This is a genomic window from Cupriavidus sp. GW821-FHT07C08, from assembly GCF_059419025.1.
This window is the reverse complement of record NZ_JBWKQZ010000040.1, coordinates 40,420-66,004: the sequence shown is the minus strand read 5'-3', so window position 1 is coordinate 66,004 and position 25,585 is coordinate 40,420. Positions and strand designations below refer to the sequence as shown.

Annotated in this window: 23 protein-coding genes; 15 read left to right on the top strand and 8 right to left on the bottom strand. The window is 58.5% G+C overall.

The window, feature by feature from the left end:
- A complete protein-coding gene (locus AC07UK_RS34755; RefSeq protein ID WP_494687494.1) occupies window positions 1-402 on the bottom strand; it encodes a MerR family transcriptional regulator in 402 nt (133 codons plus the stop codon).
- 63 nt (window positions 403-465) lie between these two features.
- Between AC07UK_RS34755 and AC07UK_RS34750 the strand changes: the two genes are divergently transcribed.
- From AC07UK_RS34750 to AC07UK_RS34740, 3 genes are read left to right on the top strand one after another with little or no spacing between them, the layout of a single operon-like run.
- Window positions 466-816 carry a mercuric transporter MerT family protein gene (locus tag AC07UK_RS34750; protein WP_494687495.1) on the top strand — a complete coding sequence of 117 codons (351 nt, stop codon included), beginning with the start codon at window positions 466-468 and terminating at the stop codon, window positions 814-816.
- A gap of 30 nt (window positions 817-846) precedes the next feature.
- The gene (gene merP / locus AC07UK_RS34745) at window positions 847-1,113 is read left to right on the top strand and encodes a mercury resistance system periplasmic binding protein MerP (RefSeq protein WP_494687496.1); all 267 of its coding nucleotides are present in this window, start codon (window positions 847-849) and stop codon (window positions 1,111-1,113) included.
- A complete protein-coding gene (locus AC07UK_RS34740) occupies window positions 1,110-1,349 on the top strand; it encodes a GDCCVxC domain-containing (seleno)protein (RefSeq protein WP_494687497.1) in 240 nt (79 codons plus the stop codon). Before merP ends, AC07UK_RS34740 begins: the two co-directional genes overlap by 4 nt.
- A gap of 252 nt (window positions 1,350-1,601) precedes the next feature.
- Here the strand turns inward: AC07UK_RS34740 and AC07UK_RS34735 are convergent, their stop codons facing one another.
- Window positions 1,602-2,660 carry a DMT family transporter gene (locus AC07UK_RS34735; protein ID WP_494687498.1) on the bottom strand — a complete coding sequence of 353 codons (1,059 nt, stop codon included), beginning with the start codon at window positions 2,658-2,660 and terminating at the stop codon, window positions 1,602-1,604.
- Window positions 2,661-2,846: 186 nt separating this feature from the next.
- Window positions 2,847-3,002: a hypothetical protein gene (locus AC07UK_RS34730; RefSeq protein ID WP_494693910.1), complete on the bottom strand. Its 156-nt coding sequence runs from the start codon at window positions 3,000-3,002 to the stop codon at window positions 2,847-2,849.
- A gap of 210 nt (window positions 3,003-3,212) precedes the next feature.
- Here AC07UK_RS34730 and AC07UK_RS34725 point away from each other — a divergent pair, with 210 nt between their 5' ends.
- The 6 genes from AC07UK_RS34725 to AC07UK_RS34700 all read left to right on the top strand — a co-directional run bounded on the left by AC07UK_RS34725 (window position 3,213) and on the right by AC07UK_RS34700 (window position 12,608).
- Complete coding sequence (locus tag AC07UK_RS34725) at window positions 3,213-4,592, top strand: TolC family protein (protein ID WP_494693909.1); 1,380 nt, start codon at window positions 3,213-3,215, stop codon at window positions 4,590-4,592.
- Window positions 4,589-6,079: an efflux RND transporter periplasmic adaptor subunit gene (locus AC07UK_RS34720; RefSeq protein ID WP_494687501.1), complete on the top strand. Its 1,491-nt coding sequence runs from the start codon at window positions 4,589-4,591 to the stop codon at window positions 6,077-6,079. Before AC07UK_RS34725 ends, AC07UK_RS34720 begins: the two co-directional genes overlap by 4 nt.
- Before the next feature lie 17 nt (window positions 6,080-6,096).
- Window positions 6,097-9,231: an efflux RND transporter permease subunit gene (locus AC07UK_RS34715; protein WP_494687502.1), complete on the top strand. Its 3,135-nt coding sequence runs from the start codon at window positions 6,097-6,099 to the stop codon at window positions 9,229-9,231.
- 495 nt (window positions 9,232-9,726) lie between these two features.
- Complete coding sequence (locus AC07UK_RS34710) at window positions 9,727-10,380, top strand: ArsR/SmtB family transcription factor (RefSeq protein WP_494687503.1); 654 nt, start codon at window positions 9,727-9,729, stop codon at window positions 10,378-10,380.
- A 180-nt stretch (window positions 10,381-10,560) separates the two neighbouring features.
- Window positions 10,561-11,316 (top strand): MBL fold metallo-hydrolase, encoded by a 756-nt coding sequence (locus AC07UK_RS34705; protein WP_494687504.1) that lies wholly within the window; start codon window positions 10,561-10,563, stop codon window positions 11,314-11,316.
- A complete protein-coding gene (locus AC07UK_RS34700; protein ID WP_494687505.1) occupies window positions 11,313-12,608 on the top strand; it encodes an MFS transporter in 1,296 nt (431 codons plus the stop codon). The genes AC07UK_RS34705 and AC07UK_RS34700 overlap by 4 nt, the downstream gene beginning before the upstream one ends.
- Before the next feature lie 176 nt (window positions 12,609-12,784).
- Here the strand turns inward: AC07UK_RS34700 and AC07UK_RS34695 are convergent, their stop codons facing one another.
- Window positions 12,785-13,564: an FTR1 family iron permease gene (locus AC07UK_RS34695; protein ID WP_494687506.1), complete on the bottom strand. Its 780-nt coding sequence runs from the start codon at window positions 13,562-13,564 to the stop codon at window positions 12,785-12,787.
- Between the two features lie 576 nt (window positions 13,565-14,140).
- On the opposite strand from AC07UK_RS34695, the gene AC07UK_RS34690 reads away from it, so the two are divergent.
- Window positions 14,141-14,608, top strand: coding sequence for a group I truncated hemoglobin (locus AC07UK_RS34690; protein WP_494687507.1), 468 nt, complete (start codon window positions 14,141-14,143; stop codon window positions 14,606-14,608).
- A gap of 531 nt (window positions 14,609-15,139) precedes the next feature.
- Here AC07UK_RS34690 and AC07UK_RS34685 read toward each other — a convergent pair.
- The gene (locus tag AC07UK_RS34685) at window positions 15,140-15,466 is read right to left on the bottom strand and encodes an H-NS histone family protein (RefSeq protein WP_494687508.1); all 327 of its coding nucleotides are present in this window, start codon (window positions 15,464-15,466) and stop codon (window positions 15,140-15,142) included.
- A gap of 245 nt (window positions 15,467-15,711) precedes the next feature.
- On the opposite strand from AC07UK_RS34685, the gene AC07UK_RS34680 reads away from it, so the two are divergent.
- The 5 genes from AC07UK_RS34680 to AC07UK_RS34660 all read left to right on the top strand — a co-directional run bounded on the left by AC07UK_RS34680 (window position 15,712) and on the right by AC07UK_RS34660 (window position 21,742).
- Window positions 15,712-16,407, top strand: coding sequence for a VIT1/CCC1 transporter family protein (locus AC07UK_RS34680; RefSeq protein ID WP_494687509.1), 696 nt, complete (start codon window positions 15,712-15,714; stop codon window positions 16,405-16,407).
- Between the two features lie 291 nt (window positions 16,408-16,698).
- A complete protein-coding gene (locus AC07UK_RS34675) occupies window positions 16,699-17,034 on the top strand; it encodes a PHA-granule associated protein 4 (protein WP_494687510.1) in 336 nt (111 codons plus the stop codon).
- Entirely contained in the window at window positions 16,976-17,179 is a 204-nt protein-coding gene (locus AC07UK_RS34670) for a helix-turn-helix domain-containing protein (RefSeq protein WP_494687511.1), read from the top strand. Before AC07UK_RS34675 ends, AC07UK_RS34670 begins: the two co-directional genes overlap by 59 nt.
- 1,486 nt (window positions 17,180-18,665) lie before the next feature.
- Window positions 18,666-20,021 carry a hypothetical protein gene (locus AC07UK_RS34665; protein WP_494687512.1) on the top strand — a complete coding sequence of 452 codons (1,356 nt, stop codon included), beginning with the start codon at window positions 18,666-18,668 and terminating at the stop codon, window positions 20,019-20,021.
- Window positions 20,018-21,742 carry a hypothetical protein gene (locus AC07UK_RS34660; protein WP_494687513.1) on the top strand — a complete coding sequence of 575 codons (1,725 nt, stop codon included), beginning with the start codon at window positions 20,018-20,020 and terminating at the stop codon, window positions 21,740-21,742. The genes AC07UK_RS34665 and AC07UK_RS34660 overlap by 4 nt, the downstream gene beginning before the upstream one ends.
- A gap of 105 nt (window positions 21,743-21,847) precedes the next feature.
- Here the strand turns inward: AC07UK_RS34660 and AC07UK_RS34655 are convergent, their stop codons facing one another.
- The 3 genes from AC07UK_RS34655 to AC07UK_RS34645 all read right to left on the bottom strand — a co-directional run bounded on the left by AC07UK_RS34655 (window position 21,848) and on the right by AC07UK_RS34645 (window position 25,208).
- On the bottom strand, window positions 21,848-22,297 hold the full coding sequence (locus tag AC07UK_RS34655) for a hypothetical protein (RefSeq protein WP_494687514.1): 450 nt from the start codon (window positions 22,295-22,297) through the stop codon (window positions 21,848-21,850).
- Window positions 22,298-22,443: 146 nt separating this feature from the next.
- Window positions 22,444-24,687 carry a TnsB C-terminal domain-containing protein gene (locus AC07UK_RS34650; RefSeq protein ID WP_494687515.1) on the bottom strand — a complete coding sequence of 748 codons (2,244 nt, stop codon included), beginning with the start codon at window positions 24,685-24,687 and terminating at the stop codon, window positions 22,444-22,446.
- Window positions 24,688-24,734: 47 nt separating this feature from the next.
- A complete protein-coding gene (locus AC07UK_RS34645; RefSeq protein WP_494687516.1) occupies window positions 24,735-25,208 on the bottom strand; it encodes a PDDEXK family nuclease in 474 nt (157 codons plus the stop codon).
- Window positions 25,209-25,585 lie beyond the last annotated feature (377 nt).

Here is a 25,585-nt window from a genome sequence, read left to right as displayed (position 1 = left end):
TCAATTGGCATCGCAGAGTGCCTCCACCAGGGGACATGATGCCTCGTCACGATTGGCGCGGCACTGGCTTGTGAGCTTTCGCAATTCGGTGCGCAGTATCCGCAAATCCCGCAATCGCTCCTCGACCACCCGAAGCTTGTGCTCGGCCAGCGTGCGGACGGTATCGCAGGAGCCACCGTCATTGAGTTGCAGCAGGGTGCGGACTTCGTCCAGCGTGAAACCCAGCACCTGAGCCCGGCGAATGAAATGTAGCCGCCTCAGACTCTCCCCCGAATACTGCCGGATAGCACCATATGGACGTTCCGGCATCGGCAGCAAGCCGCACCGGTGGTAGTAGCGAATAGTTTCCACGCCGACGTTTGCTGCCTTGGCCAATTGCCCGATTGTAAATGTCGCATTCATCACTTGAGTCCGTACTTAACTACGGACCTAGACTACCTTCAGCCGAATCGGAAAGGAAGGGTGATGGCAACTCGGTGGACTACTCCCAGCGCAATGTTCGCGGGTGCGGCAGCAGCAATAGGTGCGTCGGCTTGCTGTGTTGGACCGCTGCTGCTGGTTGTGCTGGGGCTAGGCGGTGCATGGAGCTCTCGGCTGACCGCCCTAGAGCCCTTCCAACCATTCCTCATCGCCGCCGCCGTCGCACTGTTTGGCTTTGCCTTTTATCGCCTCTATCGGAAGCCTGAGGCCTGCAATCCAGGGGAAGCCTGCGCAGTTCCGGCGGTGCAGCGCCGCCAGCGGCCCATATTCTGGATAGTCGCGCTGAGCGCCGTTGCGCTAATGACATTCCCATTTTACGCACCGCTCTTTTACTAAGGCGTCACCATTCAAACAAGACTAGTCGCATTGCTTGCGGCAGCTCTCGCTTCCACTGGAGTCTTGGCTGCCAGCACTCGCACCATCACCCTCGATGTGGCAAGGATGGACTGCGCCGCCTGCCCAATCACAGTTCGAGTAGCGCTCGAGAAGGTGGCGGGCGTCGAATCCGCCAAGGTCGATTACAAGACCAAACGTGCTGTCGTCACATACAACCCGACGAAGGCGTCTACGGAAGCCATGACCGCTGCCACTGCCCAAGCCGGGTATCCGTCAACCGTCAGGCAGGGGCAATGATGAGCACCGAGCTGCAATCAATCATCACCTGTCCCCACTGTGGTCACAGTAAAGAGGAGACCATGCCGACAGACGCTTGCCAGTGGTTCTACCAGTGCGAGAGCTGCCAGGCGGTGCTTCGGCCAAAGGTCGGGGACTGCTGCGTTTTTTGCTCGTATGGCACCAAGCAGTGCCCGCCGATGCAGCAACAGCCGGGTTCATGCTGCTCGTCGACCAGCGCGTCTGCCACCTGCTAACTCGTCGCCGCCCATGCTATGCCCCATCTGCGAAAAAGCTGCCTTAATCCCTGTTGCTCTTGGGATAGATGCTCGTGCATCCCGGTCGTCCATATTGCTAAGGGCACTGAAATGCCGCGCTTGCGGGGAAGGGGTTATTGAGGACAGCGAACTCCGCCGTGCAGTCGGCGAACCCGAACGTCAAAAGAAGGCGACTGAATAGCCCACCGAAGAAGCCCAGCTCGGCACTCGCATACCGCGCCTCAACAGCCTTCAATGGCCGTGCCGATGGTGAATGTCCGGATAGTGCGGATGCTTGTGAGTTAGCGCGATATGTCTGTGACGATGAACGTGAGGCTCTCTGCCGTCCCACAGGAAGTCGTGCTCATGCTGGTGGTGTTCGTCATGCCGATGGGCGTGCGTATGCTCAATCGTGTCGTGTGTGTGTTCGTGCTCATGCCGTTCACTCAGATGCAGCCACACGCCCAATGCCATTAGCGCGCCTGCCACCCAGAATAGAACGCCTGGCAACTCTGGCCACAACGCGAAAGAAACAACAACGCCGAACAGCGGCGCAACCGAGAAATACGCCCCGGTTCTTGCCGTACCCAGATGGCGCAGCGCCACCACGAAGAGTGCGAGGCTCACCCCGTAGCCTGCGAAGCCAATCAGCATTGCAGACACTAGGGATATAGCGCCCGGCAACTTAGCACCAGCCATTAGCGCGAGCGCGGTGTTGCAGATGCCCGCTACCAGCCCCTTCAGGCAGGCAATCAGCACGGCGTCATTGGATGACACCTTCCGCGTGAGGTTGTTGTCGATAGCCCAGCAGGCGCACGCCGCAATAATCAGCAGCGCACCCAGCGACAACGTCGCCCCCTCTGGCTGCCAAGAAAGCAAGGCCCCGCCAACAACGATTGCAACCATGCCTAGCACAATCTGGCGGTCTGCATTTTCTTTGAATACCAGCCAGGCGATGAGCGCCGTGAACACGCCTTCGACGTTCAGCAGCAGCGAAGCAGAGGCGGCCCCCGTAGTCGCCAACCCTGTCATCAGAAGTGCTGGGCCTGCCACTCCGCCGGCCAGAATGGCCCCCAAAAGCCAAGAGAGCTCGTGGCGCGGGATGGCGTGTTGCCGCAGAACATGACTATCCGCCTTCCCCGTGAGCCCTCTCAGCGCAAGCACCCCACCGAGGCCAAGCCCGCTGCCTAGATACAACAGCCCTGCCAGCAACAGCGGGGAGACTGTGCCGGTGAGGGTTTTGGCCAACGGGGTGCTCGCGCCAAACAGCAGTGCAGCAATTAGCGCCGGGGCGGCAGAACGAAGGGACATGCCAGCCGTGTCATGTGGAAAAGGTTGCCTATTGTCGCGCGTTTGCGCAGAATATGCGCTTGTTATCCACATTGCGCCCGCGGTATTCTCAGCGTGGCCTCCCAGTGCTAGCTCGTGCAACGTCTGGTTTCGCGATTTGTCGTCCGCGTGGTCACGCTGCTGTTCATCCTGAACTGCGGTGCGACGCTAGCTGCGGCGCCGGCATGGCTCCAGCACGAGATGGAGCACGCTCTCGAACACGCGCACGACGCAGATGCCCATGATGGCGAGACCAGCATTGGCGAGCAACTCGCCGCTGAAATCGCCGTGCCCGGCCAGGATGACGAGTCGGGCATTCCACACGGTGCGCTACACGCCTTTGCTCAATTGCCGGCAACGCTGGCCACACATGAGACGTTGGTGACGGCCGAGCGCGCAGCAACACCTCTCTCACAGCATACGGGCTTGGTCTTGGTCGACCACCCACCCGCCCCCCCTTTCAAGCCACCACGGGCTTGACACCCTGACGGCGTCATTTTCGGCGCCTACTCCTGTTTTATCCATTGACTTGAAATGTTCGCGTCAATGGCTCATTCCTATTCTCTAACGAGATTCGATATGTTCGCACTGCCGTGCCCACGCGGTTCGCATGTGGCAACGTTAACTGCGCTTCTACTGGCGCTGTCCCCGCTCGCCTCCCTCGCACAGCCGGTTACTGCCGGTCCCGAGGCTCCCGAACCAGCCAATTCTGCGTCTAGCCAAACGGCTCTCACATTGCGAGCCGCCCAGGCTCGCGCGCTAGCCGCCAACCCTTCACTCCTGGCAGCCGAGAAAGAGAGGCTCGCCTGGGATGGCACCGTGCGGCAGGCAAGTGCTTTCGCGAATCCTGAGCTATCCCTGGAAGGCGACGAACTGCGCAGCGATAGCCGCACCGAGGCCATCCGGTTGATTCAGCCCCTGGACCTGAGCGGGAAGCGACGAGCACGTACCGCCGTGGCCGAGGCTGGACGTGACCGTGCCGACGCCACGCTGGCAGCCAGGCGCGGCGAAGTTCGCGTAGCCGTAGCCAGCGCGTTCGTTGCCCTGCAAGAAGCCGAGGCGCTTGAGCGACTGGCGCGACAGAAGCGGGAAATCACCGAGGAGTTTCGGAACGCCGTGGCCCGTCGCGTAGAGGCGGGCAAGGTCTCCCCCATCGAACGGGAAAAGGTGCGGTCAGATGCGGGTGCCGCCCTCATCGAGGCGCAAGACGCCAGTCAGCGAGCTGCCGTTGCCCGCAGGCGCCTTGCCAACTTTTGGGCGCGAACCGAAGCTCCCGACTTCACCACGGTGTTCGGACCGTTTGGCGAAGAGACAGCAGACGCCGACCGCCAGGCCATCCTGAATGCGCTGACCAGACGCCCGGAATTTCAGGCGCGGCAGCAGGCAATACGGGAGCAAGAGGCCCGGCTTGAACTGGAACGGACCCGTCGGTTTAGCGACGTCACGGTGGCCGCGGGCGTCAAGCGTGTCCATCAGGCGCCGACCTATGGCCAGCCCACAGCCCAAAACACGCTGATGGTATCCGTCGGCATCCCCCTTCCTCTCTTTGACCGCAACCAAGGGAACATCTACGAAGCCACGCAGCAAGTGGACCGTGCCCGTTTGGAAGCCGAGGCAGCGCGGGACCAGTTTCAGCTCAAAGCGTTCGAGCTCTCGGACAACCTCTCGCTGGCGGTCAAGGAGCTCAAAGCGTTGCGGGAAGAAGTCCTTCCGGCCTCACGCGAAGCGGTTCGCGCCGTGATGAAGGGGTATGAGTTCGGCAAGTTCTCATATCTGGAGGCCCTCGATGCCCAGCGCGCCTACTTCCGGAATGAAGCGCAGCACATTGCCGCTGCCGCACGGTATGAACGTCTAAGAAACGAAATCCTTGAATTTGCAGGCAATCCAGCAGACGCCGAAGGGGCACAACCATGAATACAAAATCTGCCGTCGCACTGGGCGTTGCGACGCTCGCCCTTGGAACAGTCCTCGGCTTTCAACTCGGCCACCGCGATGCTAGCGGTCCGAATAATTCCGCCAATCCCGCACATGACACCGGGGCCCCTGCGGCAAACGATGCCAAGCGCGGTCCCCACGGCGGGCGGCTGCTCGAAGATGGGCCGCTTCAGGTCGAAGTCACCATTTTCGAGCAAGGAGTCCCTCCTCAGCTCAGGCTCTATCTCTATGAAAATGGCAAGGCACTGCCGCCTAACGCCGCGAAGGCAACAATCACCCTTCAACGGCTGGGCAAGCCGGCCGAACCTATCGCCTTCCGCATCGAACGAGACTATCTCCGTGGCGACAAGACAGTAGTCGAGCCGCACTCATTCGACGTCACCGTATCGGCCGAACGCGCTGGAAAGACGTCACACTGGAACTACGCACAAATCGAAGCACGCGTCGAAATGGACGATGCGCAATTGAAAGAAGCAGGTGTCGATGTCCTCACCGCAGGTCCTGCCCGCATTCGCTCCACGCTGGAGCTGCCGGGGACTGTGAAGCCAAATGGTGACCGCTATGTACCCCTGCTGCAACAGTTCAATGGCACTGTAGTTGCGGCACCGGTGGGCGAAGGCACCCATGTGAGGCGAGGCGATGTGTTGGCAGTGGTGGAAAGCCCCGAGGTCGGCGACCTGCGCAGCGCCTTGGCCGTTGCCCGGGACAAGCAGGAACTGAATCGCAAGACGCTTGAGCGCGAGGAAAAGCTCTTCGCCGAGCGCATCTCGCCGGAGCAGGATGTGCTTGCGGCGCGCCAGGCTTACCGCGAAGCCCAAATAGCTGCAAACGCTGCCGCGCGCAAACTAGAAGCGATGCGGGTCACGGCCGGCGGGAGTAACAACGTCGCCCGCGTCGAACTGCGCGCCCCCATCGACGGCATTGTCACGGGCAAGACGGTAGCACCTGGTCAGGCGGTTGACGCAGGTACCGTGCTGATGGCGGTTGCCGACACAACCAGCGTCTGGGTCGAGTTGCCCATCTATTCGAAGGACATGACCTCGGTGCGCCCTGGCCAGGCGGTTGTTGTGAAGTCGGCCGATGGCCAATTTCAGGCTCAGGCCAAGGTGGAAGTAGTTAGCGCGCTAGCCGGTGAGCAGACGCGTACGGCCACGGCGCGGGTCGTGCTCCCTAATCGTGATGGCGCATGGCGTCCCGGCACGCTGGTCAACGCCACACTGACCACCGACGAGCAGGACGTCGCGGTCGCAATAGACAAGAGCGCTATTCAAACGGTGCGCGACTGGAAGGTGGTATTCGGTCGGTATGGGAAGTATCTCGAAGCTCGTCCGCTTGAATTGGGCCGCAGTGACGGGAAGATGGTGGAGGTGGTGGAAGGCCTGTCCGCCGGCGAAAAGTACGCTGCCGGCAACAGCTTTACCGTGAAGGCAGAACTCGGCAAGGCCGGGGCGACACACGACCACTAAGCCGCCGGGAATCCATCATGTTCGACAGATTGCTTCAGTTCTCCATCCGACGCCGTTGGTTCGTGATGCTGGGAATCGTAACGCTCGTCCTTGTTGGGGTCGCGAGCCTCCTGCACTTGCCCATCGACGCGGTGCCAGATATCACCAATGTGCAGGTGCAAATCAACACGCGCGCCGAAGGGTATTCGCCGCTAGAAGTCGAGCAGCGCATCACCTTCCCGATTGAGACGGTGATGGCTGGCCTGCCAGAGCTAGAGTCCACACGCTCGGTCTCTCGGTATGGATTATCGCAGGTAACGGTGGCCTTCAAGGACGGGACCGACCTCTACTTCGCAAGGCAGCTCGTCAACGAGCGAATTGCTGAGGCGCGCGAGCGGCTCCCGGCGGGCATCACGCCCTCCCCGGGGCCAATTGCAACGGGTCTTGGGGAAATCCTCATGTACACGGTCAAGGCCCGGCCCAACGCGCGCAAGGAGGATGGCACCGCCTACACTCCAACAGATTTGCGCGAGGTACAAGACTGGGTCATCAGACCGCAACTGCGTACAGTGAAGGGCGTCACCGAGGTAAATTCGGTGGGGGGATTCGTCAAGCAATTCCATGTAACGCCTGACCTGACGAAGCTGGCCGGGTTCGGGCTGACCCTTTCAGACATTTCGAATGCGTTGACAGAGAACAACGCCAATGTCGGGGCTGGCTACATTGAACGGCAGGGTGAGCAGTACTTGGTCCGTTCACCGGGTCAGGTCACCTCCCTGGAAGACCTGGCCGCAATCGTTATCGAGACGCGCAACGGCACCCCCATTCGCATCAGTGATGTCGCTACGGTGCATCTTGGCCAGGAGTTGCGCAACGGCGCGGCCACCGAGGATGGTCAGGAAGTGGTGTTGGGCACTGTCTTCATGTTGTTTGGAGAGAACAGTCGGACCGTCTCGTCCGCCGCGGCAACAAAGCTCAAGGAAATCAACGCAACCCTGCCTGACGGCATTGTCGCAGAAACGGTATACGACCGGACCTCACTGGTCGAGCGCACCATCAACACCGTCAGCAAGAACCTGTTGGAGGGTGCCGCACTAGTCATTGCCGTGCTATTCGTACTGTTGGGAAACCTACGTGCTGCCATTGTCACGGCCCTGGTGATTCCCCTCTCTATGCTGTTCACCTTCACGGGCATGGCGGCCAATAGCATCAGCGCGAACCTGATGAGCCTTGGGGCGCTCGATTTCGGCATCATCATCGATGGTGCCATCGTCATCGTGGAGAACTGCATCCGACACCTGGCCGAGCGACAACATGCACTCGGAAGACCGCTGACACGCGACGAGCGCTTTGCCGTGGTGTTCGAATCCTCTCGCGAGGCACGCAGGGCCATTCTTTATGGGCAGCTCATCATCATGGTGGTGTACCTGCCTATCTTCGCCTTGTCCGGCGTCGAAGGAAAGATGTTCCATCCAATGGCTTTGACAGTAGTGTTAGCCCTCGTCGGAGCCATCGTGCTGTCGGTGACATTCGTGCCGGCGGCCGTGGCCATGTTCGTGACGGGGACTATTAAGGAGGGGGAGAGCAAGACCTACGGCGCAATCAAGGATTTCTACGCTAGGCAGCTTGACCGCGCCTTGGGCAGGCCATTGGCAACGCTCACCATGGCAGCAGCAATTCTTGCAGCGAGCGGGCTCATCGCAATCCGAATGGGCTCCGAATTCATCCCGAGCCTGGACGAGGGAGACATTGCACTGCATGCGCTGCGCATTCCGGGCACTAGCCTTTCCCAAGCTATCCAGATGCAAGAATCACTTGAAAGGCGCATCAAAGCCTTCCCGGAAGTGGAGCGTGTCTTCACCAAAATCGGCACAGCCGAAATCGCCACGGACCCTGTTCCGCCAAGCGTAGCCGACAACTTCGTCATCATGAAACCGCAGTCTGACTGGCCCAATCCGCGCAAGCGCAAGGAGGAGCTGATTTCCGAAATGGAGGAAGCCATTGCCAAGATTCCCGGCAACAACTATGAATTCACCCAGCCTATTCAGATGCGCTTCAACGAGCTATTGTCCGGCGTTCGGGCCGACGTCGCGTTCAAGGTCTTCGGCGACGACATGGGGAGGCTCGAGAGCCTGGGGAAACGTGCCGAAGCGCTGCTGGACTCCGTTCCGGGCGCTGCTGACGTCAAGGCAGAGCAACTAACTGGTCTCCCAATGCTGTCCGTCAACTTCGACCGCCTGAAGCTGGCGCGCTACGGCGTATCCCTGGCCAGCGCGCAGCGGGTGGTGAGTGCAGCTATTGGAGGCCAGGAGAGCGGCACCCTGTTCGAGGGCGACCGGCGCTTCGAAATCATCGTTCGCCTCCCGGAGCACGTGCGCTCTGACCCCGAGCAGCTACGTAAGCTGCCCATTGCCCTGCCGAACTCCGCAGGTGCGACGCGCTATGTATTGCTGGGGGAGTTGGCCACGCTCGATGTCACGCAGGGCCCTAACCAGATGAGCCGAGAGAATGGCAAGCGTCGCGTGGTGGTAACAGCGAACGTACGCGGCCGAGACCTTGGGTCATTCGTCCGCGATGCCCAAGCCAGAGTGGCTAGGGAAATCAAGCTTCCCGCAGGCTACTGGGCTAGCTGGGGCGGCCAATATGAACGGCTGCAGTCCGCGTCCAACCGGCTGAAGATTGTCATCCCCGTCGCGCTAGGACTCATCTTCATCTTGCTGTACAGCATGTTCGGCAGCTTTAAGGACGGCCTGTTGGTTTTTACCGGAGTGCCCTTCGCCCTAACTGGCGGCGTCCTTACACTGTGGTTGCGTGGCATTCCGTTCTCCATCTCCACCGGGGTAGGCTTCATCGCCCTCTCCGGGGTGGCAGTCTTGAATGGCTTGGTGATGGTGTCCTTCGTTCGGCAGTTGCGCGCGGAAGGAGCGCAACTCAATGAGGCAGTCAGAACCGGCGCCCTTTTGCGCCTCCGCCCAGTGCTCTGCACCGCCCTAGTCGCCTCGTTGGGCTTTATTCCGATGGCGATAGCCACTGGCGCCGGCGCAGAGGTACAGCGACCACTAGCGACGGTTGTGATTGGTGGCATTGTGTCATCTACATTGCTGACACTCCTCGTGCTGCCGTTGCTCTATCGTCTGGCGTACCGGAGCGATAATGCGGTCGTAGCCCCCTGACTGCCGTTATGCTGCTGACGCAGGCAAGCCCCCCTCCAGAGAAGGGCCGCTTGCCACAACGCCCACTGCTAAGGCGGCAACTATCCTTGGCCTGCTTGCTTGCGTAATGCTCTGCATCGGCTTAGCGAGCGCACACAGGGGTAGCACAGAGAGCCAGGGCTGCCACATGGACCACAAGACAGGAATCCGCCACTGACATTAAGACGCCGGGTGCCCGTAAGAGCACTCTACGCCGCACGCTGTGCTCGGCATGCCCAACCGACTTGAATAACGTCGCAATTTATTGCGCGGAGCCACTTGGGCGTCTGTCAGAATTTCCCGTTGGTCAAGATGAGTCAGCAGATGGATAGCGCGAATGCGGGCCAAGCTTTGGCCTGACGTCGAGCCTCTCCATTAACAATGGTTGCCCCGGGACCTGTTGGAACATCTCCCCGATGTTCGATTTGAATCCACACAAAAGTTGCCCATCATTCCAACATTCACTAGAATGACGATATGAGAGAGCTGAAGAACCACCTGTACGAGCAGGTCGCGCGCATCGGGAAAGCCGTAGCCAGCCCGAAGCGACTGGAGCTCATCGAGCTTATGTGCCAGGGTGAGAAAACCGTCGAGGTGCTGGCCGCCCAAGCGGAAATCAGCGTGAAGCTGGCCAGCGCTCATCTCAAGGAGTTGCGCCAGGCTCGCCTCGTCGAGACCCGCAAGGATGGGAAGTACGTCCTGTACCGTCTGGCCAGCACCAGCGTGGCCGACCTCTGGGTGACGCTTCGTTCAGCGGCCGAGGAACGGCTAGTCGAATTGCAGGTGGCCCTGGCGTCAATCATCGAGCATGGCGACGACCTCGAAGGATTCGACCGGGCCGCCATCTTGAAGAAGGCCAGGGCCGGAGAAGTTCTGGTTCTCGATGTGCGCCCAGCCGAAGAGTTCGCTACGGCCCACTTGCCACACGCTCGCTCCCTGCCGCTCGACGAGCTTAAGAAGCGGCTTGCCGAGCTACCCAAAGACATGCCCCTTGTCGCGTACTGCCGAGGCCCTTTCTGCCTGATGGCCAAGGATGCTGTCGAGCTCCTACGGAAAAAGGGCTATCGTGCCTTCCACCTGACCGATGGCGTCGCCGAGTGGCGCGCTCACGGGCTGCCCATCGAGGAATAGAGCAATGAAGGCGCATGTCATGTTGGACTACGCCCCTCGACAGGGTAGCGAACGCACCGACAACGCCTCAAGGCAGGCTGGCGCACTCGCATGCATGAGGGGTTCCCACGGCTGCAGCGAGCTCACTCAATGGAACACGCGGGCAGACAAGGCGCCAGTGTCCAGGCACAGGAGACAGTAATGTTCTTCCGCCAACGTCCCACAGAAAACGCCACCCTTTCCTACTTCTTTGGATGTGCCGGTGTCGGCAAGGCCGTTGCCATCGACGTTGTTGCCGGCGACGAGGACTGGTTCACCTCTGAGGCGAGAAACGTGGGCGTGGTGATAGCCCATGTCATCGACACTCATGTGCATGCCGACCACTACTCTGGCGGGCTCGCGCTGGCGCGCCAGGTCGGTGCACCGTACTACTTGCATGAGAGCAACAAGGCGCGAGTCTCATTCGACTTCACGCCGCTAAACGATGGGCAGCGACTGGAGGCAGGCAATGTGCTGCTCGACGTGCTGCACACTCCTGGCCACACACCCGACAGCGTCTGCCTGCTGGTGCGCGACCTGCGCCGGGGCGACGAGCCCTGGTTCGTCATCACCGGAGACACGCTGTTCGTGGGAGCTGTCGGCCGGCCAGACCTAGCCGGGAGGGAACGCGAGATGGCCGCACAACTGCACGACAGCTTGCACCGCAAGCTGTTGAATCTCCCTGCCGAGCTTGAGATTTATCCAGGACATCAAGCTGGCAGCGCCTGCGGCGCGGGCCTGTCTGGCAAGCCCGCATCGACCATCGGATTCGAGAAGCGCTTCAACCCGTTGCTGACAATTTCGCGCGATGCCTTTGTCGATGCGGTGGTTGCCGACATCCCGCCGCAACCGGAGAACATGGCTCGCATCATGGAGGTCAATCTGCGTGGCATTGAGCCCGAAGGTGCGCGCGATTGAAGCCGCTCTCGATTGACTTCGGCATACGTGCCAATCTTGACCAGATTCTGCAGCAACTGCTGCAGGTGCTGCTCGTAGGCATGACCATTGGCATGATGCGCAACGTTGTACCAGCACTCGCCGAGACTGAGTTCGGCGTGCCGCGTGGGTCGTTCATGCTACTGGTGGCGTTCGTCGTCGCTTTCGGCTTCGTCAAGGGTGCGATGAACTTCGTTGCGGGTCGCCTGGCGGAGCACATCGGCCGCAAACGAGTGCTGCTCAGCGGATGGCTTGTAGCGCTACCGATTCCGCTGCTTATCTACTTCGCGCCATCGTGGAACTGGATTGTCCTGGCAACCATCTTGCTCGGTGTGAATCAGGGCCTGACCTGGTCAATGACACAGACGGCCAAGCTCGACATTACGCGAGCCGACCAGCGCGGCCTGGTTATCGGGCTGAACGAATTCTCTGGCTACGTGGGTGTCGCCGTCGCAGGGGTGGTCACGGGCTATGCGGCTTCCATCCTGGGTCCGCGCGAAGGCTTGCTGTGGTTCGGTGCTACTGTCATTGGGCTGGCGACATTGCTCGCCTGGCTGGTGGTAATGGAGACGCTGCCCTGGGCCCAGGCTGAGGTCAGACGCCACACCACCGACACATCCGCGATAGTGCTTCACCCACGCTACCCGCCGGGCGTAAGCGAGCAACCATCGAGCAGCGAGATGTTCGTCCTGATGAGTTGGCGCGACCGCCGAATGGCCGCGCTCTGCCAGGCCGGGCTAGTGGAGAAGTTCGTTGACGCGCTGGTTTGGGCCTTGTTTCCCGTCTACCTGCACCAGCAGGGAGTGAGCCTGCCCGGCATTGGCTGGATAGTGGGAGTCTACGGCTTTACCTGGGGCGGCGCCCAGCTTTTCACCGGTAAATTCTCGGACAAGGTCGGCCGTCAGCGCCTCAATGTCGGGGGTATGTGGGTGTGTGGCGCTGGCGTGGCCCTACTGCCGCTAGGCAGCGGCTCGGCTTGGTGGAGCACCTCGGCCGCCGTGACCGGGCTCGGCATGGCGATGTTGTACCCCAACCTGAGCGCAGCGGTCGCTGACATCGCACACCCCAGTTGGCGGGCGTCCGCCATTGGCATCTACCGCTTCTGGCGCGACCTCGGGTATGGCATCGGCGCGCTCTGCCTGGGCGCAGCTGCGGCGCTCGGTGGCCGCGTCGAGAGTGCATTCTGGTTCGTCGCCATCGCGATGGGACTGTCTGGCCTTGTACTGTATCTCTGGGGAGAGGAGACGCATCCGCGTCTCAACCCAGCACGCTGATTTCCTCTTAACGCACTGTGCCGCCGTGTTCGGCATTGCCCTGGGTCTGGACCTCTTAGCACGCTAGCGTTGCCACCAATGCCAGGGCATAGGGTGCGAATCCATCGCACCCTCCCTGTCGACGCATTCGAACCCGCGATACTGTCGACGCACTCTTGCGTGGCAAGGAACGGCGCTCACCCCTTTTCAGGCGACGCCGAACCTTTCTTGCCAGACAGCCACGCAAATCCAAGGAATGCCAGCGGCGCGAGAACCAGGCTGTAACTCAGCCATGCACCGTAGGTGCCGTCGGGGCCGTATGGCTCGGTCAGGTCATGCCAGTGCCGGTTATCGACAACCGGCAATGCGCCGGCCTCCGAGAACTCGTGCAAGGCATAGATGGCAAGCTGTATTGAAAACAGCACCATAAACACCGCCGTCACTTGGAAGAACAACGACAGGTTCACCCGCCGTCCATATCGGCTCCACGCCCACGCGAGAATGCCAGCGCAAGCCAGCCCAAGTACGCCACCAAGCGCCAGATGCCCGGTCCCCGCACCGGCAGCAAGTGAAGCAATCATCGTAGCCGCCTCGATGCCCTCCCGGCCGACCATCAGAAGCACAAACGCAAAGACGGTAAGCCAGGGGCCGAGAGCTCTTCTCTCTGGCACCTGTGCGAGCCGGCCGCGAATTTCGCCGGCTATTGCCTTTCCGTGCCGAAGCATGTGCCAGGTGCAGGATATGACCAGGGTGCCTGCCAGCACCGCGAGCCAGCCTTCGGCCTGCGGACTCATGCCGCCAACCCGAAACAGGGTCACGCCAAGTGCTGCTGACCCAATCAGGGCCGCGACGATGCCTCCTTTTGCCGCAGTGGCGAGATGCTGGCGGCCAGTCTTTTGCAGAAACGCAAGGGTAATCGCCGCGATGAGGAAGGCCTCAACCCCTTCCCGGAACGTAATCATTAGTATCGAGAACATGGGGTGGCCCTTCTCCCTGAAGTGAATACGAACGCAAATTATTCTCAACTATAGCCACTTTGGCCTGACATTCCAGTTTTGGGGGTTCAGCCGCCTCTCGTCACAGCTCGTAACGGCTGTGCGACTCCGCAAACATTCCGCCGGACCCGGCCGGCCTAGTGTGCAGTTATGTCAACGAGGAGCAAGACCATGCGAAACCTCGCGGCACTCTGCCTCTGGCCGGAGTCGCCGGCCTCGCTTCCAACCCTGTTGCGGCGCGCGTGGACGTGGATTTTGGCATCGGCATCCCCGGGCCGGCCGTCCCGCCTGGGAGGGTGCGCTCCGATAGCGCTAGTCATCGCAGGAACCCAACGCGGACTTTAATCCAGGCTGGTTAGCGAATTCTGAATTTACCCCAACCACCACTCACTATCGGCAGTCTTGACGAGTGGCCGCTTACCTTCTTGTTTTTTCTGCCAACCTCTTCTTGACAGACGGCGCTGCCAAACCTAGAAACAAACGGTTAGGGCGCCGTGCTTGGGAGCCCACGGCAGCGCAGGGAAGCAGCAAGTGGCTCTCCCCTATAAGGAGAAAGTAATGAAATTCTTGAACATGGCGATAGCGGTTACGGCATTCATGTTGGGTACATTCGGTGCCCCGGCCGCAAGGGCGCAGCAGGCTCCTGCACCGGCGCCCCTCTATGAGCGACTCGGCGGACTCAAAGGCATAACGGTTGTCGTGGATGATTTCATCAACCGCCTCGTAGCCAACAAGACATTGAACAAGAATCCGGCTATCAATGCTGGACGGAAAAGTTCGCCCGCGCCGTACCTCAAATTTCAGGTTTCGCAGCAGGTCTGCGAGGTTACCGGCGGCCCCTGCAAATACACTGGCAAAGGAATGAAGGAGTCTCACGCCCACCTGAACATCACCGAGAAGGAATGGGACGTGATGGCCGTGGAATTCAAAAAATCCCTGGATAAGTTCAAGGTGCCTGGCGCCGAACAGAAGGAGCTGTTTGAGATTGTGGGCAAGACCAAGGCCGATATCGTTACTAAGAAATAGCGGACATGGGTACTCGTCCCAGTTTGCGCTGGCCTCGCAATTAATCAACGGAATAGGTCCCGAGGCCGGCCTCCTGCATCTTGCCAATCAGAAGCACGATTGCGGTGCCCCCTGCAGACCACAGAGCTCGATTCCGAGACTTGGTGGCATACACGACCGTCGCAAACCTCGGTCATTCGGACTACCACGTGGAAGAAATGCGGCGAGCGATAAATGACGTCGCTCGGCAATCCACGACTCTCCAGCACCTCAACGATTGAGGACCAATCGGATGCCTCTGGCCGCACGAATCTGAACGCCTCTTATCATTTCCGACATCTCCCCGTATTACCGCGAGCTAGACGGAAAACGCGCGATGACCGAAATCGTCAAGACTGCAGTTTCAGGCTACCACTCTCGCCAAGCCAGTTGACATCAGGGAAACCCTAGCTATTTTTCGAAGCAAGGCCTGCCAAACAGAGAGCCGGATATCGCAAGGATGCCTTCGCTTCATAGACTGGCCCTACCCCCAGATGTTCCAGGCTTTCCCGCTCAGGCTTCCGCAATCAGAAACTTCTCGGGGCGCTTACCAAGCCAAGCCGGTTTGCGTCCACGGCCAGACCAAGTGGCACCGGTCTTCGGGTCCGAATATTTCGGCGGCAGCGAAGCCTTTTCCTTGGCGGCGGGCTTGCTCACCTTGCCAGCAGCCGCTGGGCGGCCACGGCGACGCTTTGGTGCAATGTCGTCAGCGGTAAGCTCATACTCTGCCATCAGCCCTTGGATTTTCTCGATGACGCCAGCGATTTCGGTTTGGCGGACGTCGGCAAGCTGGGCTTCCAGCTTTTCCTTCTCTGCCAGCAATTGCTTGTAGGTAGCCATGCTGTCTCCTTGGGTTGATATTGGAGCCATCGTACCGGAGGTCGTTGAATGTCGCGACTATCAGTCGATAGCGGTGACGAAGCTTCGCGTCCGACCGCCAAACCGCCGCCTCGCTCTCATATGATGGACGTTGCTGCCCGAGACGAATGAAATACACTATCCTGGCAGCGCCACCGGATGAATAGGCAGCTCTGGGTGTCCAGCGCCATGGGATGGCGCGTCAACATGTCTAGTGTTGAGGAACTATGGCTAGGCTACATAAGGAACAACATCGCATCGAAACCATCGGCTGGTTGCGCGCTGCCGTGCTCGGAGCCAATGACGGCATCATATCGACGGCAAGCCTCGTTATCGGCGTGGCATCAGCGCACAGCGCCCATGGAAATATTGTGCTCACGGCCGTAGCCGGGTTGGTGGCTGGGGCCATGTCGATGGCGACAGGGGAATACGTATCTGTCTCTTCGCAGGCAGATACTGAAGAGGCAGCTCTGATTGAAGAGCAGGCCGAACTCGATGCCGACTTTCCGCGCGAGCAGCAAGAACTGATTGCAATCTATATGCGGCGTGGCCTGGATTCTCCACTTGCTAAGCAGGTAGCCGAAAAGCTGATGGCCCACGATGCGCTTGGCACCCACGCACGCGATGAGCTCGGCATCTCGAAAGTGACCTCCGCCAAGCCTTTGCAAGCGGCGTTGGCTTCTGCCTGCAGCTTTTCGGTGGGCGCCGCCCTGCCGGTTACAGTTGCCGCACTAGCTCCCGAATCAGCAGTGATTCCAGCCAGTGTCATTTCAGCCTTGGCGTCACTTGCCTTCTTGGGCGGTCTGGCCGCAAAAACGGGCGGTGCGAAAGTCGGCCCAGGCGTTATCCGCGTAGTCTTCTGGAGTGCTTTGGCAATGGGCGTGTCGTCAGGTGTTGGCACGTTGTTTGGTGCCGTAGCCTGACGCGCCGTAACTTCCCCGCGCCTTCCCGAGCGCCGGGCTGTGGCCGATAAAGCGCGAAGCGTGTTCTGCCGCACCAGTCTCCCAATCGTTCTCCGTATCATCCACGCGGGGACCTGACCTCCCCGTCTGCCCTACGCCTCACCGATAAGCTCAACCCGGGCCGGTGGGGCGTCTTCTTCTTGGCGACACTAACGCTGACTACAGTATGCTCACGAAAGCGGGGCTGCGCCCATGAGGCGAAGAAACAGGCGTGTGACCTCTATGCGCGGGAGGATACTAGTGGAGAAATGAATGGCGACAGCTCGAGCTGGAACCAGAGGGGAGGCACTGAAGCTCCTGGAAACAGAGGGAGTAACGGCGGTCGAGTTGGACTACGAGTTAGGTTGGCAAGATGCAGTTGAACTCGGCAGGCTTGGCGACAAGCGCGGAATCAGCGTTGAGTATCGCGGGCACGAGAGCATTGCCGTCAGCTCGCCGGCGGCGTTGGTCGCAGGCCTGTTGCGGCCAAAAACGACGTTCCGGCAGCGGAATCTGTACTGCCGATTTGAACTGAGCGAGCTGCCAGCAGGTGAACTGGAGAGACTGGAGGCAAAGGCGGCCAGTCTTGGCGACTATATCTACGTATGAATGCCGTCAGTTCCTGGACATCTATTGCCCCCCTGCCCGCAAATTCGACCTCGTCCAGCAAGGCTGCCGCATCGAGACTCACTGGCAGTCCATCGAATCGGATTACGGCCAAATCCATCGTGTCGGCTTGTACGTTCTGCGCTAGCCGCGACAAAGGCGCCTTATCTTCCAGACATTGAGATAGGGCGCCTTCCGACTGTGAGTGCCCAGAAACTTTCTCTCCGCTGTGAACAAAGCGCCGTGGCTGCGAGGAATGGGTTAAGTCGCACTCTGGTCGCTAAGCCACTGCAGGACATCTGCCTGTCGCCATCGCAAGGGGAAATTTGGCCCCAAATAAGCCCTTGGTGGCAAGGTCCAGGGGGCAAGCCGGGCCCGACGGAGGATGGTTGCTGGCGGAGCGCCTAATAGCGGGGCTAGGTCGTGGGCGTCAAGGTATTCAGGAAGCGCGACCGGATAAGTGCCCGTAGAGGTGGAGAATGTTTGCATTCTCCGTGTAGCACCACCGTGTCGGCCATGCCTGCGCAGCTTAGGGAAGGCGTTTAAATCGCGCCCCTAGATGTCAAAAAGACTGCCCCGGTGAGGGCAGCACGGCAAGCGGCACTGGCGCTACCGCCGCTCCCAGCAGTGGCTTAACTTTGTAGCCACCCGGGCACGCGTCGTTGATTTTGATGCAGACAGCGGCGCCTGGAACGGAACGGGGGCCGCAGTTCGCGCGGGTTTTGTAGGCGCTGGAGGGGGCGATAAGCCCCCGCAATAGCATCAGTTTCTGTTAGTGACCATAGCGTGCAGGGCTCGGGCAGAACCACGCCCTGCCAATTAGCAGAAATTGCCGCCGCCATTGACCGATACTAACTTTGTCGTCCACTAGCACTCATTCGTGAGCATCAAGAGGCACGTTAATTAGTTGTTGCGGCGCCCCATGTCTCTGAATTGAAAGAGATTTTTGAAACGTCGCAACAACTTCGGCTTGCGTGTCGCAACAACTAATTAAAGTTGCCATCTTCCGGTGTTCTTGGAAAATGAAAGCGTTTCCCGTCCATGTACGCCATCCCGTAACCCCATGAATCTTGGGACTTTTTTGCCTTAGCGCGTCGTACTGAAGAAACGCCGTTACCTCCATTCGCGCCAATATTCCCCTTCTTGGTGCTTGCGGGAAATGAAAGCCTTGTATCGCCGCGAGAAAAGTGCCTTTACGACCACACCTCGTAGTGCATACTGATGCCTTTGCGCGTTGCCAGCCGGCACATAGTCAAGTTGTATAGGTGCCGTCTGCTCAATCAACGGGATAGGCGATGCCACCAATAGGCGATGCAATTTCAGCGTTACAAGAAGGTCGCTGGAGAGACTACCTAGAAGCCATACATCCAAGGCTGAAAACCGACAAGGAGCAGCTGTGGAAAGAGCTTGCCGCTGAGCATCCAGTCTCAGTGGATTTGATAACTATCCTAGTGACGCTCCCGAGTGAGCATGCTCGGGACGCGTGTCATCGCCTCCTTCCTGCCATCGGAAGGCTGCTCGCTATCACCTTCGAGGAGGCACTGAGGGTATTGGATTTTGCCGAAGCGCTCGAGCCATCATATAGACACGCTCCTGCGCGAGAACTGACTCCTCATATACGCGCGCGAAGCAACTTGGGCATCGAGATTGGAGACTATCTTAGAACCCAGACGGGACGTGGTGAAGCCGCACATCGAGTCTGGGCAAACGCGTTCGCCGCGGCAGCCCCAGAAGTGGCGGCTCACTATGCAATCGGTTTGATGACCGGAAATCTCGTTGACAGCCAGCTACTTATCAGCTTGCTTGATTTCTTGCCGTTGGAAACACCAACTGTCCGGTCGGAGCTGGCTGCATACGAGGGACAACTCGCTCAGTTGCTCTTGCTAAGCGCCACTGAAGTCGGCCCTGTCTCCTGGTCGGGGCTAGCGTCCATCTCCAACCTATCACCTACTGCGGCGACCTATTTAGTCGACGCAATCGACTCCGGCAATATCCACGCCGCAATGGCTGTCGCAAGGTCGCTCTACCGACTAAATGCCCCTTGCTTCGGTGCTACTGCTGAGCCAATCCAGGACATTATCAGGCGCCTGCTCACGATTGGTGTTCACCACCAGGAAGCACGCCAGCAAATCGACCAGTCCATCGCAAGCCTAATGTACCAAGACTCGCTTCGGCCGCACGCGGTGGCTTGTCTACCGGAGTTATGCACCATTCAATCGGACGTTGTTGAGATGTTCGGTGAGACCTTTCGCGAGCTAGGGAGCCATTCTGATGACTTCACAATGGTGTTGTCCGAATGGTTGCTTCGTTCCAGTGCGAACTTCTCGTCTATCAGAAGCCTGCTTTCGCTCTGCACGACACAGCAAGCGCCGGTCGGTTTGAACGGAGAAGCATTCGTTGCACATGGTACGGAGAGTTCCGTCAAGGCCGTACGAAGGCTGCTCGCTTTGACGCATCACGGTCCGACTTTATGTCAATTTATCGCCGCTCTTGCCGAGTTGAACGAGATGGGGGACACGCGATTCCGGCTGGCGGGACAGATGCTTAATTTGAGCTTCGCTGAGTATCCTGGCGCAACCGAGGAGTTCTTGAAGGAGAAGACTAAGGCTTGCCCGCGAACGAACCCCGCAGCACACGTTTTCCGTTCCGCTTACGCGGACGCGTTGCGCTGGCGTAGAGTTCTGGCCAAGCTCCCACAGCGTAAGGAATTACGCCCAAGCGATGCCGAGTCGCAAGCGCTCAGGGCGATGAAAGGACGCGTCAGGCGCGAGATTATGCGTGTGGTTGAAGAACAATCAGTAATCGCACAGATTGCTACCAAGGCAAACGTGGCACAAGGTAGAAAATTCGCATCTCACACACAGTCCCGGGCACCCCAGATAACCGAGATGGCTGAGGCAAGCCACTCGGTAGAGTTGCCCTCCAGCGAGCTAGCTGACCCCATGCGAGGGGAGCTTGAGCGTCGGCACCTCCTTAGGAGCGCCCGATGACCGACAGTCTGCGCCTACTACTTGAAGACTTTCTTGGGCTCATGCGAGAGGAAGGGGAACTTGACGTTTTCCTCCCTCTGCTCATGTCAGCCATGGGGCATGAGGTCGTCTACCGTCCCCAGAAGGGGACGCGGCAGTATGGAGTTGATATAGCCTCGGTCGGCCCGGATAGTGACGGTAAAACGAAGCTCTTTCTGTGGCTCGTCAAGTGTGGCGATATTGGTAGAAGCGACTGGGACTCTGGACCGCAGTCAGTTCGTCAGTCCATTAACGATGTCGGTGATGTTTACCTTCGTAGTCATCTTGCGCCAGAGCATAAGGCGCTTACGAAGAAGCTGCTCATCGTCACTAACGGTGACTTCAATGCCAATCTGAATGAGACGATTTCCGCATTTCTCGATACCTGGTCTCGAACGAAGAGGGTGCAGACCGAGCAAGTCAATGGTTCAAAGCTAGCGGCCTGGACAGAGCGACACCTACTTGATGAGTACATTCTTCCCAGCTCGAACCGTGCTTTACTACGACGGATGCTCGCCAATGCGACATCACCTGAACTATGCGTTCGGGTCGGCCGCAGACTTATCGATGACATGCTTGGCAATGCGGTGGCACCATCGAAGACACCCGGAGCGCAAACAAAACGACTCCTTACTGGAATACGAGGGCTTCGGACGGCACTGAGTGTCTTGCAGGTTTGGGCGGCAAGCGAGGACAACCTGCTCGCCCCCTACATCCTGTTGCAATACGCGGTGTTGGCGGCATGGTCTCGCTTACACGAGCGGCTACAAGCTGGCGAATCCGACCTGTGTCGTGAATTCGGTGCTTTGCTATTCCAGTTAGCCTCACTGGCTGAGACGTACCACCAGCGCATGGATACATACTACCGTGTGCAGGATGCGTTCGCCAATGCGCTACCGGACAGCCTTTTGGTATCTCGGACAGTCTTCGAGGAACTGGGCAGACTTGGGCAGCAAGGTTGCTACTGGGCATTCCAAGCCGCAGTAAGTGAAAATGGCGAATTGGACCAGCCTGCCCACAACTATGCGAACCGAGTTCTGGCTCTTCTTCAAAGTCACAGTTGCTCCGCCCTTCCTGCGTACGACCACCACTCAGCGAGTATTCATGCAGCTCTCTTGCTGCTTGTTGTGACTGGTAACGGTGACGACGCACGCCAGTGGGTCAAGGAGCTATGCCAACGCTTGCACTACGCCACGAGCTTGCGCAAATTCCTGCCGATGTCGGCGCCGTTCGAGGATGCGATTCTCGTGCGTCATGGACATGAGGAGATGAGCGGGGATTTCTGTTCAACCTCCACGCTTTTACCCATTCTGCTGACTTGGACCGCGGCCCTCGGGATGAACGATGGTTACGAGTTCTTGCGAACGGAGGTGCTGCCCAGGCTAAAGGACACTACACCCAATTTCTGGAGCTCTGAGCAAGGATATGACTCAGTGGTAGCCGATGCTGGAGCGCTACATGAGCACGGAATTGGCGAAGCCGTCATGCAAGTACCGGAAGCTCCCTTAGAATTTCTCCGGCAGATGTCAAAGGGATTGGACGGAGTGGAACACATCGAGCAGTCGTTCTGGTACCGGGCTGGCGCTCCGTACATACCACTCCTTGCAGCACTTCATTGGCAGACGCAAGTCCCAAGGGAGGCGCTTGTCCAACAATCGATGGCATTCGCGGGCGTGGAGCTGCCCACATCTGACTCTACCTGAGCTTGCCTCTATAGTTGGACAACTACAGAGCCACAGTTTCAGGCTCTAGCTCCACAAAGGCTTATGCCCACCGGACGCAGGTCCTTCCTCTCCATCAGCGATGGCTTATCTCCTACCTGACAGGAAGTCGACCCAATCTGACGCGTAGGCGCACTCCATGGGCGTTGGGTCCTCTTCTATGACGGGACAACCCGAATGCTCGATGCGTTTTCTGAATTTTGTTGCTACCGGCTCGGGTATCTCGCTCAGGCGAACGTAATCGGTGTTTCCGGAACGATGAACAGCGACCTTCAATGGCTGAGGCCGAGGCGGGAGCTTCTCCTCACCAGTCAAGGCAACGGCAATTGAGCGAGCAACAAGGTCCCAGACTGACGCCGCGAATCTTGGGTATTTGTTAATCACCACTCGCTCGGGATGGTTGTACAAATCTTCTTGCAATTCCAAGACATAGTCGGGAGCTGCGCCACTATTGAGCCGCCCAAGCTTCGCGGTCGCTATTACTCGGCCGCGGCCGTTTTGCCCTGCCGAAAGAATTTCAACGGTAACTTTGAGCATACAAATCTCGAAAGAGCGCTGGCAACATTCGTCCCACAAGAACGCCATCAGCCAAGTTCCATTCTTCCCCCCGAAATAGATTACGCCGGTCATAGTCGCAAGGTGACACGCGCCAGCGTCTGCCACCCTTGCTTGCGCCGCTAAAATCAGAAGTCAATCTTGAGCTCCTGCTCGTCATCAACTGACAAGACGTCCCACACCGCATCCTCATCCGGCTCCGGCACAGCCGGATTCGCCGTCCTGTTGAGTCTCCAATCGAGATGGTTAGCATCGTGCTCATCCATACGAGCCTTCGCTTGACTCCTCGCCTGACGTGCTCCCTCAGCGAATGAGACTGATGCGTTTGCCTCTGCCGCAGCCATCTTTCTCTGCTTCGCTTTACTGATAACTCCTGGCGTGACTGTCTCGGAAACTGATGGCGCACTCCTCGCGTCGTGGTTCGCTTCCGAGAACCTCTTATTCTTTACCATGTTCATAAATCGATGCAGGCACCAACTCGAATCGCCGAATTGCATTCGAGTTCGCTTCGTCGCATCGAGGCGCTCAAGCTTTCCGTCTGGACCTTCCCAACGCATGTGCAGTGGGGCATTAGGAACGCGGTACGCTTTCACGACTAAGCTCTTCCCGCCATGCATCTTCTCATGACGCTTTGCGAGCTCCTTAAGGAGCGAAGAGGTGTACTCGTGCTTCTCAAACGTGACAATTCCTCCTGGCGCAGGAACATTAATCTCTTCGCACAATTTTCGAAAAATGACCTCTTCCGGCCACTCCCAAGCAGCATCCCCTCGTTGTTGCTTCATGTTGTACTTGAAGATTTCAATGGGCACTGGCCGCACTCCGCTTTCAAGCATCTTTTCTGTCAGCAAGTGTCGAACGTCCATCGTCAGGTTCCGCTTGCTAATAGCCGAAAGAAGCGCTTGCATGAATGTGCGGAAACCCAGAACAGCATCCTTTTTCTTACGACGACGGCGTCTAGCATCTAGTGCCTCATCTCCAGTGGGATGGGTTGAGCCAGGAAGATGCGCGACTTCCCGCTGAGCCATTCCCATAACTTGCTCAGCGTGGCCTTTTCCGGGTCCGTCCCCTGGACGAGCCATGATGGAATCAGTCCGTAGACGCTTCACGACGGCGGCCACCACTTTTTTTGATATGCCTGGCCCACGGTCACAGAATATCTGTGCAGCACAACCGTGAACCATCCCCTTTAAGTGTTGCATACCCCATCGTTCCAGCTCAGTCTCCTTAGACGTGTAGGCCGAGAACACACAGTTTATGTAACAGTCTCCGTTTTCCGTCCCAAAAGTCACATACCATCCAACAATAGCGGAGCTACGTCTGTCTACCGCAATCGTAACTGTCGGCCCTCCGGAACCGTCAATGCGCATCAAGTCTTCGCCGTACCAGAGGTCGAGGTCGGCAACCGTTGCGTCGATGTCGAAAACCGTCAAGTTCCTCCGAACAATATCTTGAGCGTTCCCCCCGGCTAATTGCCGCGGAAATCCAGGAACCTCGCTACGCATCTTGTCCCGCTCATGGCGACACCTCTTAACCAGCTCCCGTCCAACCTTCTCCATGTAATCGCGGTTTGGAAGGTGCTTCACATCGACACGAAATGCCTGGCTGGTGCCGTCCTCGGCACGGTTATGCCCCTCTCTAGTCAAGACGAATCTATCCACGATGACCTGAATCGAGTCGTCCGTTTCCCACGCCTCGGCTTCGACAAAGGTTCGAAACTCCTCGTACCTACGAAGAGTGAATCGACTACGCCTTCTGCTTGTGTTCGGGTCAATCCGTTCGGCGTCTGTCGGCCTCCCCATGACGACCGGCCGCCCATTCGCATCGCGAAGCCCTCTTCGTGGCTCGTCCTTGCCGCCTTTTCGCCAATCTTGGTCTATTAGCGAATTTGGATGCCCTCCATAGAAGAGGTAGAACTCCGTCCATTTCACAACAGAAGGCCTGGATACCTCGAAAGTGGACAAAGTCTCTTGAATCGCATCTATACGACACGCCGACTCAAGCACGATGGAGTGTCCCCATTTGTTCATAATGAATGACACGACTTCCCGCTTGAACTCTAGCTCCAGTTTCTTCCCCTCATCCTCCGGTGGAACTGCCTCTCGCATCTGTATGGGGATGCCTTGTTCAGCGACCTTCTTGATTCTTTCTTCACGCCGAAGACGCTCAACATCCCGCCGCTTCCACTTTTCCCGATATGCGGGCGTGCTCGGCGGCTTCTCAGGAACGAAGCGACCTCCAGTTTCGAACCGGCCGATGCGCATAACCCAAACGTACTGGCTGTCTTCGCACATGTATCGGAAGACCAGCTCCTTACCCCGAACAACACGTACCCAGTTCCAATGCGGGGACAGAGTTTGCGTCAGCGGTTCCATTCCGGTTCCTGGCTAGAGATACTCAACTGCATACTCGACGCACCTGCTCATTGTTTGCAACCCAGTAACATCATCGGCTCTGTTGGAGACAGCTCGTACCGATGGTCCCATGCTAACCGCCCGAGAAAGAATGCAATCCCGAAGAGCCTGTAGGCGAAAGTGAGGTTCCATCCGAGACGCCTGCCGACCATACCGAGAACGCGGTCAACGCTCCCCCTTGCGGTTGTCACCACCAGGGCGTTGGCTAATTCTTCTGCCCACGCCACGTGTCCAGAAATGTCGTTTGTATATTTCATGTACTGTCGCATTTGACAGTAATTCTCATACTCCAGGTCCGGTATAGTTTTCTCGGTCATGGGTTCATGAGATGCACTCCAGGCTCCAATGCGCTCAGCCTCACGCACATGCCGTCGCTTTACGTCTGGCAAGTCCAGCTTCGCCTCAGGCTTGCCAGATACACCGTGATAAACAATCCCCGCACGCCCTGGAATCTTGAGACAAAGCATGAAATCGATAGTCATCACAGCATTCTTAGGGAGCGGAAGTCCGCGACTCGCGTATCGCCAGTAGACCTCCGGGTCCCACGATGGATACTGGGTCCGTACCTCTATCACGTACGGGCACATCTCGAAGTAGGTAAGGAGCCTAGCTTCAAGACCCGAATGGCACGCAGTACTTCCCCCAACCTTAAAGCCAAAGTAATCACCGGAGAGTCCTGTTTTTCCTTCCCGGGCGGCCTTCCAACTCTCAAACTCACCTGCGCTCGGGATGCCACGAGGGTCATAAGCCGGCAGCCTCGGTGGCCATTCAAGTACGGGGCTCCCAACAAGCTCTCTCAAGCGTAGCTGGCCTAGCCGTTGAGACTCATCTCTGGCGCTGGAAAGGGACGCACTGCTGC